Origin of the sequence: Acinetobacter lwoffii (assembly GCF_024129685.1) — a bacterium.
Classification (GTDB): Bacteria; Pseudomonadota; Gammaproteobacteria; order Pseudomonadales; family Moraxellaceae; genus Acinetobacter; species Acinetobacter lwoffii_X.
Genome location: NZ_JAMXXL010000024.1, coordinates 42,297 through 60,298 on the forward strand (window position 1 = coordinate 42,297; position 18,002 = coordinate 60,298).

The window sequence follows — 18,002 nt, forward strand, 5'->3', positions numbered from 1 at the left end:
TAAGATACACTTAACCATAAGTTCATATCTTCCTTGTCCATAAAAGTGAATTTTGAAATTTTTAGAAGAAAATTGAATTAATCAGTCCAGCCCAATAAAACTGGGCTGATACTTTATTGTGGGATTTAGCAGACGCTCTGCACTGCATTTACAAACCGCTGTGTATCAAAAGTATGGTTAGATACCAGACCGAACTGGCTCACCTCGCCAACAATTACGGCGCGTCCCATGCTCAGTGCGACATAAATGCCGGCAATATTTTCCAGCAAGGTGGCAAATGGAATCAGGCACAAATGCCGTCCAAGCTGACTGCTGGCCAGTGCCTGACTGAGTGAATGCGTAATTGATTCTATGGTATCTTCTACCAGACACACGCCTTTCGGTGTTCCGGTACTGCCTGAGGTATAAGTGATTTTTGCCGGCTGCTGGGTTTGTAAAGGAGGTGAATGCTGTACTGCCTGCTCTAGCTGAAAAAAGCGCGCATGTAGCTGGCCAGCAATAAAAATCTCATCTCTACTCATGTCTTTAGCTAGATTTAACAGCCATTCTGGTGCAGAGAAAGATTCATCCAGAATACAGAGCAGCTCGGTTCGGCTGTCGGAAAGCAGATGCCGTACCTGCGCTGCAGTAAAAAACAGAGGCACCGGAATCACGGTCATGCCGGCTTTTTGTGCGGCAAGATCGACCACAATCCAGTCGATGCTGTTCACGCCCCATAAGGTCAGACGTCGCAGATTAAGCTGCATGAAACTGGCACTCAATAATTCTATCCGCCGTTGTAGTTCCGCATAGCTCAGTGTTGCCTGTGCGGTAACCACAGCTTCTCGCTGCGGATACTGGTGTGCTTGTAGGCTGATACGTTCAAATAAAGCAGTCATCATTTAAATTCTGTGCCTCGCTGATCAAGCAAAATGCTTTAATGACTAAATTGATAAAGTTGACGAGCGACTTGTAGGGCTTCTGCCACATCAATCGCCAGCACATAAGGTTTCTGCTGGTAATAACTCTGCCCCACAGGCGTTGTGCCTCTCCAAGGACTTGCGGATCAGCCTTTTCAAGCACATGAAAACGTAATCCCATCTGTTGCAACACATAACGTACTGCAGTTGTTCCGGTACATACTGCCCATTCGATGTGTTGCTGCGAGAGATGAAAAACCAGAAAGGCCACCATCAGTTTGGCTTTGTCCATATCTAGTGCTGCCAGATTGCCAATTTCTACTACTTTGTCTCGGCTGACCCTGGTCTGGCTCAGTTTGCTTAATATGTTTTCAACGGGTTCATCGAGATACTGTTCCAGAAAGGCATTAAATTGATTTAAATGCTGCATACCAATCACCACCTGCATCTCGGCTCCGTGATAACCGGCAAACAGGGTCGAAGAGAAGCTCGATACAGTGGCCTGATGGACTTGCTGATATTTTTCCTGAATAAAATTTTCCAGGCTACTGCGTTCAGGTGTCTCGCTTTGTTCTACAGTTTTGACCGTCAAATGTAGCGATTGATCCTGTGCTGAAATTACCGGATACGCCGGAGGTACTTGTAGTAAAAATTTATTGTGATGGGTTTGTTTTTTATATTCAGGCTGCTTGAAATATCCATCCAAATAATGAATCTGATCAGATGACTGAGGATCAAAACTAAACTTGATCATTCGGCTCATACCACGAAATTAACTTGGTACTCAAGATAGAAGTCCAAACTTAAAAAATTCTTAATTTTGTGCAAAAGAATGTAAAAGCTATGTGTATAAAAAATCCAGAGAACGGCCGGTTTTTTTAAGAGCATTTTAAGATTGAAAATTTAAGTTAATCCTATCTCTTGTTAACTGAAACTGTTCTATGTCTTCCTACCGCTCACCTTATAAAGGCACCTCAGGAACGCAGCGTATTTTTAATGCGACCCGTTATTCCCTGGCTGGTTTTAAAACCGCCTTTCAAAATGAGGCTGCCTTCCGGCAAATTCTGCTGATCAACCTTATTTTGATTCCTCTAAGTTTTTGGATGCCGGTTAGTCCAGCTGAGCAAGCGCTGATGGTCGCCGTATGCCTACTGGCGTTGATCATTGAACTGATTAACTCAGCGATAGAGGCAGTGGTAGATCGTATTTCCATGGAACGGCATGAACTGTCTAAAAATGCCAAGGATATGGGCAGTGCGGCTCAGTTTGTAGCACTTAGTTTAATTGCCCTGACCTGGGGCATCATTTTGGCTGGTCATTTGATTTGACCTCTGCTCTTGCTACTGCCTGAAATGGACAACTTAAAAATGATCACTGACCGTTCCCGGTTTTTACTGACCCAAACTTTACTTTTGATCTTCAGTTTTTTGATTCTTCTCAACTTCTTTGACATTGGAGGAGTGCTGGACTTACAACTCATCTATCCCTTTATCGATGATCATGGTCAATTTCCCCTTCGAAAACAATGGGCACTGGCAGAACTCAATCATCGCTATGTGAAAGACCTGCTGATTCTAATGTATATCACATTATTACTGGGCTGGTTGGCATCACTGAAATGGCAGAACTGGTATATACGGCGCTGGGAATTTGGCTATTTTTTTAGCATGGTAGTGCTGACCACAGCCTCGATCGGAATTTTAAAATCCCAGTCAGCCCATGCCTGTCCCTGGGATATGACCATACCTACCCATAATGGGATTTTGTGGGATTTTAGTGCCACTGCAGGCCACTGTTTTCCTGGAGGGCATGCATCTAGTGGTTTTGCTTTAATGGCCGGCTATTTTGTTTATCGCATTTCTAACCGCAAGCGTGCTTATTTTCTTCTGATCGCTGCAGTAATTTTAGGGTTGGCCATGGGCTGGGCACAAATGATGCGCGGTGCACATTTCCTGAGTCATAACCTTTGGACTGGCTGGATTATCTGGTGCATGAATGTCATTGGCTATACGCTGTTTAGCCACAAACTCCCCCAATAGAAAAGACCACTCCTATACGCTCTAGTATCAGGCAACCTTAACTCCAAAAACTAGAAGCCTATTTGTTTAGGCTTTGGCCAAAGGAAACTTGACCTGTACACAAAGGCCACTCAGATTGACACTTCGCGAAAATTCTAGTGTTCCACCCAAGCGCTCGGTGGCTTTATCTACAATGGATAAACCCAAACCGCTGCCAATTTCTGCATGGTTATGTATCCGGTAGAAGCGTTGCCGGATCTGATTGAATTGAGCGGGATCTATCCCTACCCCGCTGTCTTCAATCTGTAAAACCGCCTGCCGGCCTTGCTGGAAAATCGACACATTAATTACGCCATCCTTCGGGCTATATTTAATTGCATTATCAATTAAATTATAAATAATCGAGTGCAAGGCCGAAGCTTGGCCCTGAATCAATAGTTCCTGTTGCTGCTCTACCCCTAAATCAATCTCTTTCTGTAGTGCCAGTTGAATCAGTTCTTCGATACAGGTGACTGTCATTTGATTCAGTGATAGCAATTGAACAGGCTCACTTAAACCTTCGGTCACATCCTGTTTGGCCAGACTTAATAACTGGTTGACCAGATGCTGCATGCGCAAAATGCCTTGACTCAAATTATGGATAGACTCGCTTTGAGGGAACTGCTGCAGTAAAATTTGTAACTGTAAATTCAAGGCCGTCAGGGGCGTGCGTAATTCATGTGCAGAATCCGCTACAAATTGACGTTGTTCCTGCTGGGCCAGAGAGATTCGGCCAAACAGATAATTCATTTCCTGAATAGTCGGTTCCAGCTCTAGGGGATAATCTTTCATTGCAATTGGCTTTAAGTCTTGTGCCTTGCGGCTGGCCAATTCAGTTTTAAAATCATTAAGGGGCTGAAAATTTTTCCGGATCATCCAGCCTAAGCCAAATACTGCAAAAGGTAAAAAAAGCACATAAGGAAGAAACATATTGGCTGCCAGTTCCAACGCCAGTTCCTGCCGGACATTTTGCTGCTGGCTCACCTGAATCTGTAATTGCTTACCAGGAATAATATAAGTTAACCAGGTTCCATATGGCGTTTGATGCTTGTAGAAACCTGCTTTCCTGACCGGTGCCACCAGAACATCTTGCGGATGGAAGGAAGTGGCTGTATCTGTATAGGACCAGATATCTACAAATAAATCTTCTTCACTGTATTGTTTGGATAGATCGATTTGACTCTGCAGGGGCTGCGGATGATTTTCTGCAATACGCTCTGCCAGACTTTGCATCTGTTTATCCAGTACTTCATTAATTTCTTCGAGCGCAATCCGGTATGCCGAAAAGATCAGCACACAGCCCAGTACTACGCTAAATAATGAAATATAAATAACCAGACGTTTTTGCAAGGAATAACGTTTCTGCATGGCGCTCATCCTAAGCGATATCCTAGCCCACGTATGGTACGGATGAAGTCTTTTCCTAATTTTGCCCGCAGATGATGGATATAGACTTCCACCGTATTACTAATGACATCACTATCAAAGTCATAAAGCTTGTCTTCCAGATCATTCTTGGAAAAAATTTTATTCGGATGATTTAACATGGCCATTAAGATGGACCATTCCCGATTGGATAATTCTATAGCCTGTCCATTAAACAGAGCGATATGCTGCTCCAGATCTAGTTCCAAACCACTGTGTGATAATTTCTTATTCGTATCTATCCCGGTATTTTTTAAACCACTACGGCGTATTAAGGCATGAATACGGGCCAGTAACTCGTCAAATTCATAAGGCTTGATTAAATAGTCATCTGCTCCCTGATTCAGCCCATCCACCCGGTTTTGTAACTGATCCCGGGCGGAGATAATCAGCACCGGTAAATTCGGAAACTTCTGCCGGATATTTTTTAGCACCAGCATGCCATCCATCATCGGCAAGCCTAAATCGAGCAGGACAATATCGTAGACCTGCTGCTGTAACTGTTTTAAACCCTCAATCCCATTATTGACCCAATGCACATCAAACTGATGCAGCTTGAGTAATGTTTCAGTCGACTCGGCAATCATAAAGTCGTCTTCAATAATTAGTATTTTATGCATTTCAAGCTCTGTTCTTTAATGATGGTGAGCATTGTGCAAGCATATCATTTTTAGCTTCAATCACTTGCGTTTTTATATCCAGCAAGCTTAATAAGCTGGGGAAAAGATGATCCTGACTACGGGCTTGGTTGGTCTGTCCTTTGAGACAGCTGATCTGCTGGATATTCTGCTGCTTCCAGGCATCGGAGAACCACATCAGCATCGGGACATGGGTTTGCTGAGTGGGCGCCATGCTATAAGGAGCACCATGCAGGTATAAACCATGCTCTCCGGTGGATTCTCCATGATCAGACAGGTACCAGAAACCGGTCTGATATTGAGTCTGCTGCTTTAAAGTTTCAATGATTTGGGCAAGAACATGGTCTGTATATACAATCGAATTATCATAGCTATTTTTTAATTCTTCTGTACTACAGCCCTGAATGGCATTGCTATTACAGGTCGGCTGAAATGGCTGATACGGCGCTTTGGAACGCTTGAAATATGCCGGCCCATGACTGCCCATCTGATGCAGTACAATTAACTGCGGTTTCGGGTTATTTTTATCCAGATGCGCCAGATAATCTTTCAGGCTATCTACCAGGATTTCATCAAAACATTCACCACCAGCATCACACCACTTCTGTTTCAGTTGTGCCGGAATCTGATACTTTTGTACCCGGTCACAGGCACCTTTACAGCCTGAGTTATTATCAATCCAGGTCACCTGATATCCGGCGCGCTGAGCAATATCCAGCAAACCTTCACGGTGGCTGGCTAGCTGTTCATCATAGGTTTCACGTGACATGCCCGAAAACATACAAGGCACTGAAACGGCAGTTGCAGTTCCACAAGAGCTCACCTGATTGAAATTAATCACCGCTAACTTGCTCAGTTCAGGATTGGTATTGCGCGCATAGCCATTTAAAGCAAAACTCTCGGCACGTGCAGTTTCTCCAACAACTAGCACCATCAATTTGGGATGATCCTGCATTTGGGCCTGCTGTAACAGATGTGCATCTTCGCCAAAAGCTACCAAAGGTAAATTCGCTTTAGGTGCTTTCTTTTTATAATAGGACAAGGTGGACGCGATGCTATTTTGTGGAGAAAGCATACCCTTCAGATCGCGGTGCTCACGGAAGATGGCGGCATAATCGACATAGAAACAGAACAATAAACCTAGAATCAGTCCGAGTGAGACTACACTGCTCAGGCTTTTATGCACCAGCTGATGCCCAAGCGATGCAGGCTGAATTTTAAGCATCCAGATGATAAAAAGTGGAAAAACTACAAATACTAGTGTCCAGATGACCAGTCGCATTGACCAGAGATCTCGAACTTCGCGGGCATCGGTTTGCAGCATATTCTGAATCTGGTCTGGCGTAATAACGACCCCCAGACTATTGACAAAATAAGCACTAAAACCACCCAAAATGATCAGGGCGCTGGCCAGTATTTTGGCGTTCCATTTCCAGTTCAGCCACTGTAGTATCAGATTGTAAAAGGCAATAATAATCAGTGCCGTAGCGACCAGTAATACGCCTGCTTTCAGATTGGTATAAGGTGTAAATTCATGAATTTTCTGGTAGAAAGCAAAGTTTAGGATCAATCCCAGCCACATAGCCAGCAACATGTTGAAGCCTGAAAGACTAATCGACTTTTTAGGTCGCGGACTAAAAAAAGACGAATGGGAAAACAGCTTCAGCATGATCCGTGGCTCAAAGACTTTAAGATGCTTTAGCCTAGAATCTGAAACTTAAAAATGGCTTAAAATGACTGGATCATTTTATAATATATGCAAACCAGCTCCCTTTTATTTCAAACTCAGAAGAATAAAGATAAGCCCTAACATATGTAGAATTTGGCTAGGCGCAAAATACAGAAAAAACTTCCATCCCCCAGTCACAAAAGAATTGATACTTTTAGACACCGCATGTGCCGCAAGTCCAATCATGACAGCATAAATTAAAGTCAGGTTATGAGGATTTCCCTGTATCACTACACCTGCTACAGCAGCATGCACTTCAAATAAAGAGGCTAAAAAAGTACCTAAGATTAAGCCGCTATCTCCCAGTAAAAGATTCGCGCCGTAAATCCCAGCCTGGATTAAGGTCAAACTGACCGCAATAATTACCGCTTCTTTTATACTGAACATCCGGCTATCAATTTCTTGTATTTCATTGATGGTCGTACTGTCATCCGCTTGGGGAGTTCGATAAATCAAGAATCCGGCAGCAATACATAAAATTCCGATCCCCACCAAACTCGGAATCAGCAAGAACTTGAACCATTCTACGCTCACTCCCAGAACAATCAGCAAGAGCTGTAATAAGGTGGCAATGCAGGAGATCAATCCAGCACCTGCATTTAATTTTGCACTGGCCTGCCCGGATCGGACTTGCATGCCCAAACTGGCAATTGTGGCCGTACTGGAGACAAATCCCGAGGCTAAGGCAGATAAAATGAGAGCCTTATCATTGGACAGGATTCGTTTTGCCACATGTGCCATGGACTGCACAATCAAGATTAAAATGAGTAGTTTAAGGATGATATAGGGGTTCAGTACGGCGCCCCACAAGGGCTTATTGGGCATGACCGGCAACGCAATCAATATCAAAGCCAATAAAAGTAGCCCGTCTCTTAACTCATAGCTTTGGATCGTTTTTCCGGCAAATTGATGCAGTGTCTGTTTGCCCATCAGGATGATCGTAAGTAGAACCGCCATCCCTGCAGCCAGTGGGATATTCCACACACAAATAGCGCCAATGATATAGGTCATTAAAAAAGCCAGTTCAGTGGTAGATCCAATATCCTGCTTCTGTTGAAACAGGCTATACACACAGAACAGGCTGACCGCGACGGCTCCTATCACCGCAATATAGAGATGCAAAAGGAAACATGAAGCACCCAATAAAGCTGTAATCGTAAATGATCTTAACCCTGCAAAACTCTGCTCATGGTTATTGTTTTTATGACGTTCACGCTCAAGTCCAATTAAAAGACCACAGCCTAATGCCGACAGCATGATGGTCAGTAATTCCTGAAAAGATAAACTTTGCAAAAGCATATTCAAGTGCATTCACCTTGTGTCATCCAGTGACAGTGCGTATTTTTAGTATATAAACAGTTTTTTAAAGCAGCACATCAATTTAACTGCTGTATCTTTAAATTCTAGGCTATAGATAGCTGTAAATTATTGCATTAGTCCGCCATTCATCCTTATTTATGGTTTACATAATTCCCTATTCTTAGTAGACCATTTTAATCAAAATTACAAAAGTTAATAAGCTTTTAAATCTAAAATATTTTAATCCTACATCAGCTCCAGGATTAGGCAGGTTCTGTTTCCCCGACCTGATGGTAAGCACGATTAAAATAAACCAGGGCTTGATCTTCCTGATTCTGCTGAATGGCAACAATCGGACAAATCAAAATCGTATGTGTACCGACTTCCTGGATCTGATCAATTTCACAATCAAAGCTCACCAGCGCATCTTGAAGTACAGGAGAACCCGTTTCTAATTCAGTCCATTTACCCTGTTCAAATCGTTGTTCAGAACTGAATTTTGAAGATGCGAATGCATTAGAAAGATGCGCTTGATCTGCACTGAGTACATTTACGCACAGCACTTTATTTTCAACAAAGTTGATATAAGAACGCGATGATTTATTCATACAAACCAACAATGTCGGTGGTGTATCGGTCACGCTACACACGGCAGACGCAGTAAAACCATGACGACCTGAATCGCCCATCGTGGTCACTACATTCACTGCACTTGTTAATAAAGACATTGCGTTTCTAAAGTCTGTCGCTTCAACCATCACCGTATTCCAACATTCAGCTTTTTATAAAGAGCGTTATATCACTCAAATGATGCTTTCAATCTTTAAAAGCATCATGGATTCACTTTAATTAGCGAGATAATTCCTGACGAATAATTTCAGCACCTGCACTGAGTGCATTGAGTTTGCCACGAGCAACTTGGCGACCAAGTGGTGCCATACCACAGTTGGTTGATGGATAGAGTTTGTCTGCATCCACAAACTGAAGTGCTTTACGCAACGTATTTGCCACTTCTTCAGCTGTTTCAATTTGATTACTTGCGACATCAATAGCACCCACCATGATTTTTTTACCACGAATCAACTCAATCAAATCCATCGGAACACGTGAGTTATGGCATTCGAGCGACACAATATCAATTTTTGATTTTTGCAGTTTCGGAAATGCTTCTTCGTACTGACGCCATTCTGAGCCTAAGGTCTTTTTCCAATCGGTATTGGCTTTAATACCATAACCATAGCAAATGTGTACCGCAGTTTCACACTTCAAGCCTTCAAGTGCACGCTCTAAAGTTGCCACACCCCAGTCATTCACTTCATCAAAGAACACGTTAAATGCAGGTTCATCAAATTGGATGATATCCACGCCAACGGCTTCAAGTTCACGAGCTTCCTGATTCAGGATCTTGGCAAATTCCCAAGCGAGTTTTTCGCGGCTCTTGTAGTGACCATCATATAAGGTATCAATCATGGTCATTGGACCAGGAAGCGCCCATTTAATCGGCTGATCTGTGAGTGAACGTAAGAATTTGGCATCTTCAACAAAGACAGGTTTTTGACGAGAAACTTCACCAACTACAGATGGAACGCTGGCTTCATAACGGTCACGGATTTTGACCGTTTCACGTTGATTGAAGTCAACGCCTTCTAGATGCTCAATAAATGTGGTCACAAAATGCTGACGGGTTTGTTCCCCATCGCTGACAATATCAATGCCGGCTTGCTGTTGCTCATGCAATGATAAACGCAATGCATCTTGTTTTGCATCAAGCAATTCCTGACCTTCCAATTTCCAGGGTGACCAAAGTTTTTCAGGTTCTGCCAGCCAAGACGGTTTCGGTAAGCTACCAGCAGTTGATGTTGGGAGTAGCTTTTTAGGTTGTAAAAGTGCCATGTTTAATCTTCTATCTCTATATTCGTAAAATAATAATGTTGTGTATTAAGCAGCGCGTTCTTGGTCAGCAGTAGTTTTGATTGTGAACTCTGCGGCCCATTGCTCCAGAATGTCTTTATAAGGCTGGATAAAGTGTTCTTCCGCCCACTTCCCTTGCTTCACTGCCAATTGACCACGCTCAACACGGTCATACACAATTTGAGTCAATGAATAATCTGGATACTCAAGGCTGGGTTGATACACCTGACCCGCAGCAGAATTCGCATTATAAATTTCAGGACGGTAAATCTTTTGGAAGCTTTCCATGGTGCTGATCGCACTGATCAACTCCAGATCGGTATAATCACATAATAAGTCACCTGCGAAATAAAATGCTAAAGGTGCAGCACCATTTTCAGGTTTGAAATAACGAACGGTTAAGCCCATTTTGGCGAAGTATTCATCGGTACGTGAATACTCATCATTTTTATATTCCACACCCAATACAGGATGTACATTCGCTGTACGGTAGTAAGTTTTCGAGGTTGAAACGCTCAAACAAATCACCGGCTGTTTTTTAAATTCTGCTTTAAATACTTCAGAATTGACGAGATATTGATAAAGCTTGCCGTGTAAATCACCAAAATTTTCTGGCTTGGTCGAGGCTGGATTTTTCTTGATATGTTCAGGAAGTACCACGCTAAAATCATAATCGCGGACATAAGACGAGAAACTGTTGCCAATCATGCCATCAATACGCTGATTGGTTTGATGATCAATAATCGTGATTTTTAAAGTTTCAATTGCAGGGAACTTTTTGCCATTTCCTTCAATATCCAGGTCAACTGAAATAATATCGATTTCAACTGAATAACGATCTGCTTTTGGGTTATCCCAATGTGCCAATGCATTAAAACGGTTATTGATCATTCGTAGAGTGTTACGCAAATTCTGTTCGCGACTTTCGCCACGTGCCAAATTGGCAAAGTTCGTCGTCAGACGTGTGCTATCTGCAGGTTGATAGTTTTCGTCAAAACGAATGCGCTTAAGTGGATGAAATTGAGGGGTAAATTCAAAGAATGGTTTTATAGCTTATTAGATGCAATTTAGAAGTGAATGAATGAAACTCATCTAAAGATTAGAAAATATCAGTCTATTCACTCTGTTTAATTTCATTTAAATCATTCGTTAGAAAGGCGTCTGAGGTCACCCCACTATCAATGAATAACCTCAACCCCCACGTAAATCTTAAAATTCTTCCCGCTGTAATTCATTCACCGTTTGCCCCTGCTTTGCAAACCACTGATCACGACGTTCAAACAAGCGTGGCGCCGCCTGATTCACTTGATCAATTAGAGCCTGTAAATCGGCATTGATCAAACGGCTATTTTTAACCACAGTCTGTCCCGCCACCATCGTCATCACGACATCTTGGCCTTGAACTGCATGGACTAAATTGGTATGCAAATTAAATAATTTTCTATGATCAATCAACGGTGTCATCCGCGGTGTATCCAGTTTCACCGCAATCAGGTCGGCCTGTTTGCCGACTTCCAATGAACCAATTTCATCTTGCATACCCAAGGCTTTAGCTCCTGTAATCGTAGCCATTTGACAGACTGACCAGGCATCCAGGGCGGCCGCATCCAGCGAAGAAAATTTGGCCAGCAATGATGCCGTTTTCATTTCTTCAAATAGATCCAGGTTATTGTTTTCTTTTTCTCCGTCAGTACCCAAACCCACCGCAACGCCTTGACGTAGCATTTCAACCACAGGCGCTGCACCGGAAGCCAACTTCATGTTGGAAATAGGATTGTGCGCAACCCCTACCGCATGTCGCCTTAAAATCTGAATTTCATTTGCATCTGTCCAGACGCAATGTGCCAACAAAGTTTTAGGCAGATCTAGCAAGCCCAGTTTTTGCAGACTCTCAATTGGGCGAATACCTGAACGGCGCAGGTTTTCCTGTACATCAAATTGGCTTTCATTGCTGTGGGTATGAAAACCGGTTTGATAATCCTGACAAAGTTTCTCAATGAGGCTTAATGCTGAAGCTTCAGCATAAAACAGGTGCTCTAAACCCACCCAAACCTGAATACGTCCATTCGCCTGCTGATGCCAACGGTTGATTAAAGCCTCATTACTTTTTAAGGTTTCAAAATAATTGTGATCCGGATGTTCCGCGACATAAGGTACTAGAACGGCACGAATTCCCAATGCTTGCGCAGCTTCAGCACTTCCGTCCATATAACGCCACATATCAACGATGGTGGTCGTTCCCGACAATAGTGCCTCGGCATAACATAAATAGGAGGCGATTTTCGCATCTTCGGGTGTCAACACCCGGTGCATCGGGTCAATATACTGCTGTAACCAATCCCAAACCGGTAATCCTTCAGCCGTACCACGCAATAAACCGGAATGACAATGGGTATTGATCAAGCCCGGCATCAGGATCTTTTGTGGGTAATCTTCAATGAGCACCTCTGGATAGCATTGAGTTAACTGTGCTAATGTACCCACTGCTTTTATTTGGTCGCCCTCAATCAGTATCGCGCCATTTTTAATACATTCATTCTGCGCATTCATGGTAAGGACATAGGAAGCTGTTAAAATTTTCATGATTTATACTCAAATCTATTCTATTTATGATGAATGGCTGCGGTTATGGCACGAAGGTTTTGCCTAAAGAAGATGGCAAATTCATTTTGAGTACTTTTTTATTCCGTGAAATCATGACCAGTACCACAATGGTGGCTATATAGGGCAATGCGGCAAGCAGCTCGTTCGGCACCTTGATTCCAAGCGCCTGGGCGTGAAATTGCAAAATGGTTACGCCCCCAAACAGGTAAGCGCCGAGCATTAAACGTGTTGGTTTCCACACCGCAAATACTACCAGTGCAATGGCAATCCAGCCGCGGCCTGCCACCATATTTTCAATCCACATCGGGGTATATACGGTCGATAAAAATGCTCCGCCAACCCCTGCCATCAAACCGCCAAATAGCACTGCGCCATAACGAATCGCCAACACGTGATAACCCATGGCATGCGCACTTTCCGGTGATTCTCCGACTGCTTTAAGCAATAAGCCCAAACGGGTTTTGGCCAAGACAAACCACACCAGAAAGAAGACCAAGATTGACAGATAAACCACATAGTTTTGCTGGAACAGAATCGGACCCAATACTGGAATATCCGCTAATAGTGGAATATTAAAATTAGCCAGACCCGGTAAAGCCATACTGACGTAGTTCTGTCCCAAAAATGCAGAGATACCGAGTCCAAAAATGGTTAAAGCCAAACCGCACGCGGATTGATTGGTACTTAAAGACAAGGTAAAAAAGGCAAAAATCAGGGCCATCAGCATGCCTGCCAGACCACCCATCAATAAGGCACTTAATACACTGGCATCATATTGCGCAGCAAAAGCAAAACCTGCAATTGCACCGACCAGCATCATCCCTTCTACTCCAAGATTAATCACACCTGTCCGCTGTGTGACCAATTCCCCCAGACCTGCGAAAATCAGTGGTGTTGCTGCTGCAACAGTACCTGCAAGAATTGCAGTTATTTCTAAAGCCATATCATGCTTCCTTTTGCTGTAGACAACATTGGGTTAGAGGGTGGTTGCTGTGGACTGAGGGACCGGTGGCACCATTTTTTTGCTAAACCGGTAACGGTTTTCAATTAATGCATCGGAAGCCAACAGGAAAAATAACAGCAGGCCCTGGAAAATACCGGTAACCGCGACCGGAAGCTGCAACTGCATTTGTGCCATTTCGCCGCCCAGATAAATCAGCGCCATAAAACAGCCTGACAGCACAATACCGATGGGGTTTAAACGCCCTAGATAGGCCACGATAATCGCCGCATAGCCATAACCTGGGGACAGGTTCGGATTCAGCTGACCAATAGGTCCAGCCACTTCACAGATTCCGGCAATACCTGCCATCATTCCGGAAATCACCAGACTCATCCAGATCGCTTTGGAGGAAGAAAAACCTGCATATTTGGCAGCTAAAGGTGCCTGACCGCTGACTTCCAGTTTATAGGCCGTCAGACTTTTACGCATAAAAACCCAGAACAGGAGAACTGCAAAAAAAGTGATAAAAATAGAGGCATTAATGCGTGTGCCTTCTACAATGAATGGCAGCGTCGCACTCTCACTAAAAACCACCGATTGTGGGAAGTTCATCCCTTCCGGATCACGCCAAGGACCATTGACCAGGTATAGCAACACACATACTGCGACATAATTCATCATCAGGGTGGTCAGGGTTTCTTCAGCATTAAAATGGGTTTTCAGTAAGGCAGGAATTGCACCCCAGAGTGCCCCACCAAGTGCGCCCATAACGATCATTAACGGGAGAATCCACCAGCCGATGTGATCATGAAATAAAATCGCAATACCACCGCCAAAAATCGCGCCCATGGTGAGCTGACCTTCAGCACCGATATTGAATAATTTGGCTCGAAATCCGACCGTCAGCCCCAAGGCAATCAGAATCAGAGGTCCGGCTTTGACTGCCAGTTCACTCCAACCATAAGAGGATGTCAGCGGTTCAATAAAGAAGATGTACATGGCTTGCGCGGGATTAATCCCCAACATTAAAAACAGAATACTACCGACAATCAGCATGGCTAGCAGCGCAATGAGCGGTGAAAGCCACTTCATGATTTGAGAGGGATGTTCACGCGGTTCCAGTAAATGCATGTCACTCTCCTCTCAACCTGTATATTTGTTTTTTTGTTATATTAAGCATGAGCTTGCTGCTCCTCTACTATGATCGCAGTGTCATGGCCTGGAATGCCTGACATCAAGATTCCAACATTTTCAGTATTGGTTTCATGAGTAGGTATCGCTGGAGATAGTTCACCATTGGCCAACACGCAGAGACGATCACTGATTTCAAACAGCTCTTCTAATTCTTCTGAAATCACCAAAATGGCAACACCTTGTCGAGAGAGATCAATCAGGGTTTGCCGGATAAACATGGACGCGCCCACATCAACGCCCCAGGTCGGTTGAGCCACAATCAGGAATTTCGGGTTTTGCAAAATTTCCCGGCCGACAATAAATTTTTGTAGATTTCCACCGGACAAGGAACGTGCTTCTGCCTCTGGGCCACTGGCTTTCACCCCGAATTTTTCAATACAGTGCTCGGCAAAAAGCTTACATTGTGCAAACTTGATTAATCCCCATTGCGTCAGGTTCTGCCGAAATGCGGTCAGCAAGGCATTCTGGGACAGTGTCATGTTCGGGACTGCTCCTCGGCCCAGACGTTCTTCAGGGACAAAGCCCAGGCCCAAATCACGCCGTTGTCCAGAACTGAATCGGGAAATATCGATTTGATCCAGAACCATCCGGCCATGTTTCAGGCTAATTTCACCCGACAATAAAGACAGTAATTCTGCTTGCCCATTGCCAGAAATCCCGGCAATTCCTACAATTTCACCGGCAAAAATATTTAAATTGATATTTTTCAGCGACACACCAAATGGGTCGTCGGACTGGTAATTGAGATTCTCAACCTGGAATAATATCTGTTTTTCACCTGTATATTCAGGGCGTACATAGGTCGGTAAATCACGGCCAATCATTAAGCGTGCTAAATCACTGGTACTGTTGTCTTTGGGATTAACATTTCCGGTGACACGGCCATTGCGTAAGATGGTCGCTTCATCACAGAGTTCTTTGATCTCGTGTAATTTATGACTGATATATAAAATTGAAACGCCTTGGGAGGCCAATAACCGTAAAGTTTTAAACAGTTGCCGTACCGCTTGTGGTGTCAATACTGAAGTCGGTTCATCTAAAATGATTAAAGCGGGATTTTGCAAAAGGCAGCGAATAATTTCGACACGTTGCCGCTCACCTACCGATAAAGAATGTACTTCGCGGCGTGGATCAATGGGTAAACCATATTGTTCTGAAACTTTAATAATTTTTTGGCTGAGGACTTTTAAATGAATCTTTTCATCCAGTCCCAGCAAAATATTTTCCACCACGGTCAAGGTTTCAAATAAAGAGAAATGCTGATAGACCATGCCAATCCCGAGTTTTCTTGCCATCGACGGGTTATCAATATGAACTTCTTTACCGTTCCAGAGGATTTGTCCTTGATTGGCCTTGGTTGCCCCATAAATGATTTTCATCAGGGTACTTTTGCCAGCACCATTTTCACCCAAAATGGCATGAATTTGCCCAGGTTGAACGGTTAAATGTATCTGGTCATTCGCTTTCAATGAATTGTAACTTTTACAGATATTGATGAGCTGTAAACGCGGTACACCTGAAGAAGAACGTGCGTTCAACTCTTGCGCATGAGCAGATCTATCGTGTTGAGAGGTCATCATCAGTGCCCTATTCAATGCTGTGACAGTGCGGCATCCATCTGAAGCGTGCAGGCATTCAGATGGATGCGGGAAAGTACATCAAAGTATTTAAAGTTTTTTGAATTGCAAAATGACAAAGCTTTATTTCGGTAATGAACCCTCTACGCCCTTCACGTAGTAATTCATTTTGCTTAGTGCCGCATCATCTAGGCGCTTGCCCTTTGCCAAGACCAATGTGCCATCCTGTTTATGAATCGGGCCGGTAAATGGATGCAATGTGCCTTTTAAAATACCGTCACGTACGCTGAGTGCTTTTGCTTTAGAGGCTGCCGACACGGAAGGACCAAAGCTTTCAATATCGACTGCTTTTTGTTTCACGCCGTACCACCTTGCACTTGGTTTCCAGGTTTTATTGCTGACTTGCATCATTACCGGGGTGTAAATTTTTTCCCAATGTAAAACCGATGCGGCAAGATGCGCTTTAGGGCCAAATTTGCTCATGTCAGAGTCCCAGCCAAAAGCAAAGACACCTTTTTGTTCAGCCGCCTGTACCACTGCCGGAGAATCGGTATTTTGCATCAGCACATCTGCACCTTGAGCAATCAATGCCAAGGCTGCATCACGTTCTTTGCCCGGGTTAAACCATGAATTCACCCAAATGACTTTGGTTTTAATTTTTGGATTTACACTTTGTGCACCGAGGGTATAGGCATTGATATTACGGATAACTTCAGGAATCGGAAAAGACGCGACTACGCCCAATACATTATTTTTGGTTTTTTGCCCTGCGACCACACCCAGCATATAAGCGCCTTCATAGGTACGGACATCGTAGACCCCTAAATTTTTGCCCTGCTTATAACCGGTTGCATGCATAAATACTGTATTTGGAAATTGCTTGGATACTTTTTCCATCGCATTCATATAACCGAACGAGGTTGCAAAAATGACTTTATTGCCTTGTTGTGCCAGGTTACGGATCACACGTTCGGCATCTGCTGTTTCAGGGACATTTTCGATATAAGAGGTTTTATATTTTCCTGCGAGGGTTTTTTCAGCCTTAATCCGGCCCTGATCGTGAGAATAGGTCCAGCCATGGTCACTGGTTGGGCCAATATAAACAAATGCGGCTTTATCTTGGGCCTGAACATTGGCGACAGCGGCCATGCTCATCATACCGCTTGCCATTAACACCCCTACCAATTTTTTCAATCCGGTTTTCAAGCTATTTTTTTCTTTCATTCTATTCTGCTCTTGGTTGTTCTGTGTCATACAACACATGCTTTAAAATGACTTCACTCAAATGTGCTCAGTCTGTTCAATATATAATTAGCAATAAGCATTCCAGTTTTTATTAAAAATAATAGAAATAGGGTTTTAAAATAAAATGTTTTTTGTTTTTATAATTTAATTAAGGCGTAATGATGTTAAATTTATAAAAGCTTATTTTGTGATTGATAGGGAATTTAATTTATAAAATGGATTTATTTTTTATTTTTGCTTATAAGTGGTGCGATAAAATAAAATGCCTTAAATTTGCGCATTCCTTTTTTAATCCAAGCTTCATATTTTTCATGAGCAAAGATAAATTAAAATGATAGAACCATGTATTGAGCTTCATTGAGGGATTGGAATTTTTTTTATATAAGTTACTAATATTAGACCTCTTTCATAAATCATTTTTTACTCAGCTCCAAGTTATAAATTCCAGCAATTAGATTGAATCTCAAACCGAGTCTTTTAG

16 protein-coding genes are annotated in these 18,002 nt (G+C 43.2%); 2 read left to right on the forward strand and 14 right to left on the reverse strand.

What is annotated here, in order from left to right; translation table 11 throughout:
• Positions 1–125: 125 nt before the first annotated feature.
• Positions 126–878, reverse strand: coding sequence for an AMP-binding protein (locus tag NI464_RS11780; protein ID WP_227554874.1), 753 nt, complete (start codon positions 876–878; stop codon positions 126–128).
• Positions 862–1,653 carry a thermostable hemolysin gene (locus NI464_RS11785; protein ID WP_227554873.1) on the reverse strand — a complete coding sequence of 264 codons (792 nt, stop codon included), beginning with the start codon at positions 1,651–1,653 and terminating at the stop codon, positions 862–864. The genes NI464_RS11780 and NI464_RS11785 overlap by 17 nt, the downstream gene beginning before the upstream one ends.
• A 187-nt stretch (positions 1,654–1,840) precedes the next feature.
• Between NI464_RS11785 and NI464_RS11790 the strand changes: the two genes are divergently transcribed.
• Positions 1,841–2,227 (forward strand): diacylglycerol kinase, encoded by a 387-nt coding sequence (locus NI464_RS11790; RefSeq protein WP_004729795.1) that lies wholly within the window; start codon positions 1,841–1,843, stop codon positions 2,225–2,227.
• Between the two features lie 39 nt (positions 2,228–2,266).
• Positions 2,267–2,938 carry a phosphatase PAP2 family protein gene (locus NI464_RS11795; protein ID WP_086044856.1) on the forward strand — a complete coding sequence of 224 codons (672 nt, stop codon included), beginning with the start codon at positions 2,267–2,269 and terminating at the stop codon, positions 2,936–2,938.
• A gap of 66 nt (positions 2,939–3,004) precedes the next feature.
• On the opposite strand, the gene NI464_RS11800 is transcribed toward NI464_RS11795, so the two are convergent.
• From NI464_RS11800 to NI464_RS11855, 12 genes are all read right to left on the reverse strand, one after another.
• Positions 3,005–4,324 (reverse strand): sensor histidine kinase, encoded by a 1,320-nt coding sequence (locus NI464_RS11800; protein WP_253138625.1) that lies wholly within the window; start codon positions 4,322–4,324, stop codon positions 3,005–3,007.
• 5 nt (positions 4,325–4,329) lie between these two features.
• The gene (locus NI464_RS11805) at positions 4,330–5,001 is read right to left on the reverse strand and encodes a response regulator transcription factor (RefSeq protein ID WP_086044855.1); all 672 of its coding nucleotides are present in this window, start codon (positions 4,999–5,001) and stop codon (positions 4,330–4,332) included.
• Between the two features lies 1 nt (position 5,002).
• On the reverse strand, positions 5,003–6,688 hold the full coding sequence (locus tag NI464_RS11810) for a phosphoethanolamine transferase (RefSeq protein WP_253138627.1): 1,686 nt from the start codon (positions 6,686–6,688) through the stop codon (positions 5,003–5,005).
• A 105-nt stretch (positions 6,689–6,793) separates the two neighbouring features.
• Positions 6,794–8,047, reverse strand: a complete 1,254-nt coding sequence (locus NI464_RS11815; protein WP_420914112.1) for an MgtC/SapB family protein — start codon at positions 8,045–8,047, stop codon at positions 6,794–6,796.
• 263 nt (positions 8,048–8,310) lie between these two features.
• The gene (locus tag NI464_RS11820; RefSeq protein ID WP_253138631.1) at positions 8,311–8,805 is read right to left on the reverse strand and encodes a flavin reductase; all 495 of its coding nucleotides are present in this window, start codon (positions 8,803–8,805) and stop codon (positions 8,311–8,313) included.
• A gap of 91 nt (positions 8,806–8,896) precedes the next feature.
• Positions 8,897–9,940, reverse strand: a complete 1,044-nt coding sequence (locus NI464_RS11825; RefSeq protein WP_253138632.1) for a methionine synthase — start codon at positions 9,938–9,940, stop codon at positions 8,897–8,899.
• Positions 9,941–9,985: 45 nt separating this feature from the next.
• Positions 9,986–11,008: a DUF1852 domain-containing protein gene (locus NI464_RS11830; RefSeq protein WP_253138645.1), complete on the reverse strand. Its 1,023-nt coding sequence runs from the start codon at positions 11,006–11,008 to the stop codon at positions 9,986–9,988.
• 159 nt (positions 11,009–11,167) lie between these two features.
• A complete protein-coding gene (locus NI464_RS11835) occupies positions 11,168–12,541 on the reverse strand; it encodes an amidohydrolase family protein (RefSeq protein WP_253138634.1) in 1,374 nt (457 codons plus the stop codon).
• Between the two features lie 43 nt (positions 12,542–12,584).
• Positions 12,585–13,505 carry an ABC transporter permease gene (locus NI464_RS11840; RefSeq protein WP_004729775.1) on the reverse strand — a complete coding sequence of 307 codons (921 nt, stop codon included), beginning with the start codon at positions 13,503–13,505 and terminating at the stop codon, positions 12,585–12,587.
• A gap of 33 nt (positions 13,506–13,538) precedes the next feature.
• Positions 13,539–14,636, reverse strand: coding sequence for an ABC transporter permease (locus tag NI464_RS11845; RefSeq protein WP_253138636.1), 1,098 nt, complete (start codon positions 14,634–14,636; stop codon positions 13,539–13,541).
• Positions 14,637–14,677: 41 nt separating this feature from the next.
• On the reverse strand, positions 14,678–16,279 hold the full coding sequence (locus NI464_RS11850; protein WP_253138637.1) for an ABC transporter ATP-binding protein: 1,602 nt from the start codon (positions 16,277–16,279) through the stop codon (positions 14,678–14,680).
• A gap of 120 nt (positions 16,280–16,399) precedes the next feature.
• Positions 16,400–17,500, reverse strand: coding sequence for a BMP family ABC transporter substrate-binding protein (locus NI464_RS11855; RefSeq protein WP_253138638.1), 1,101 nt, complete (start codon positions 17,498–17,500; stop codon positions 16,400–16,402).
• Between the last annotated feature and the right edge of the window lie 502 nt (positions 17,501–18,002).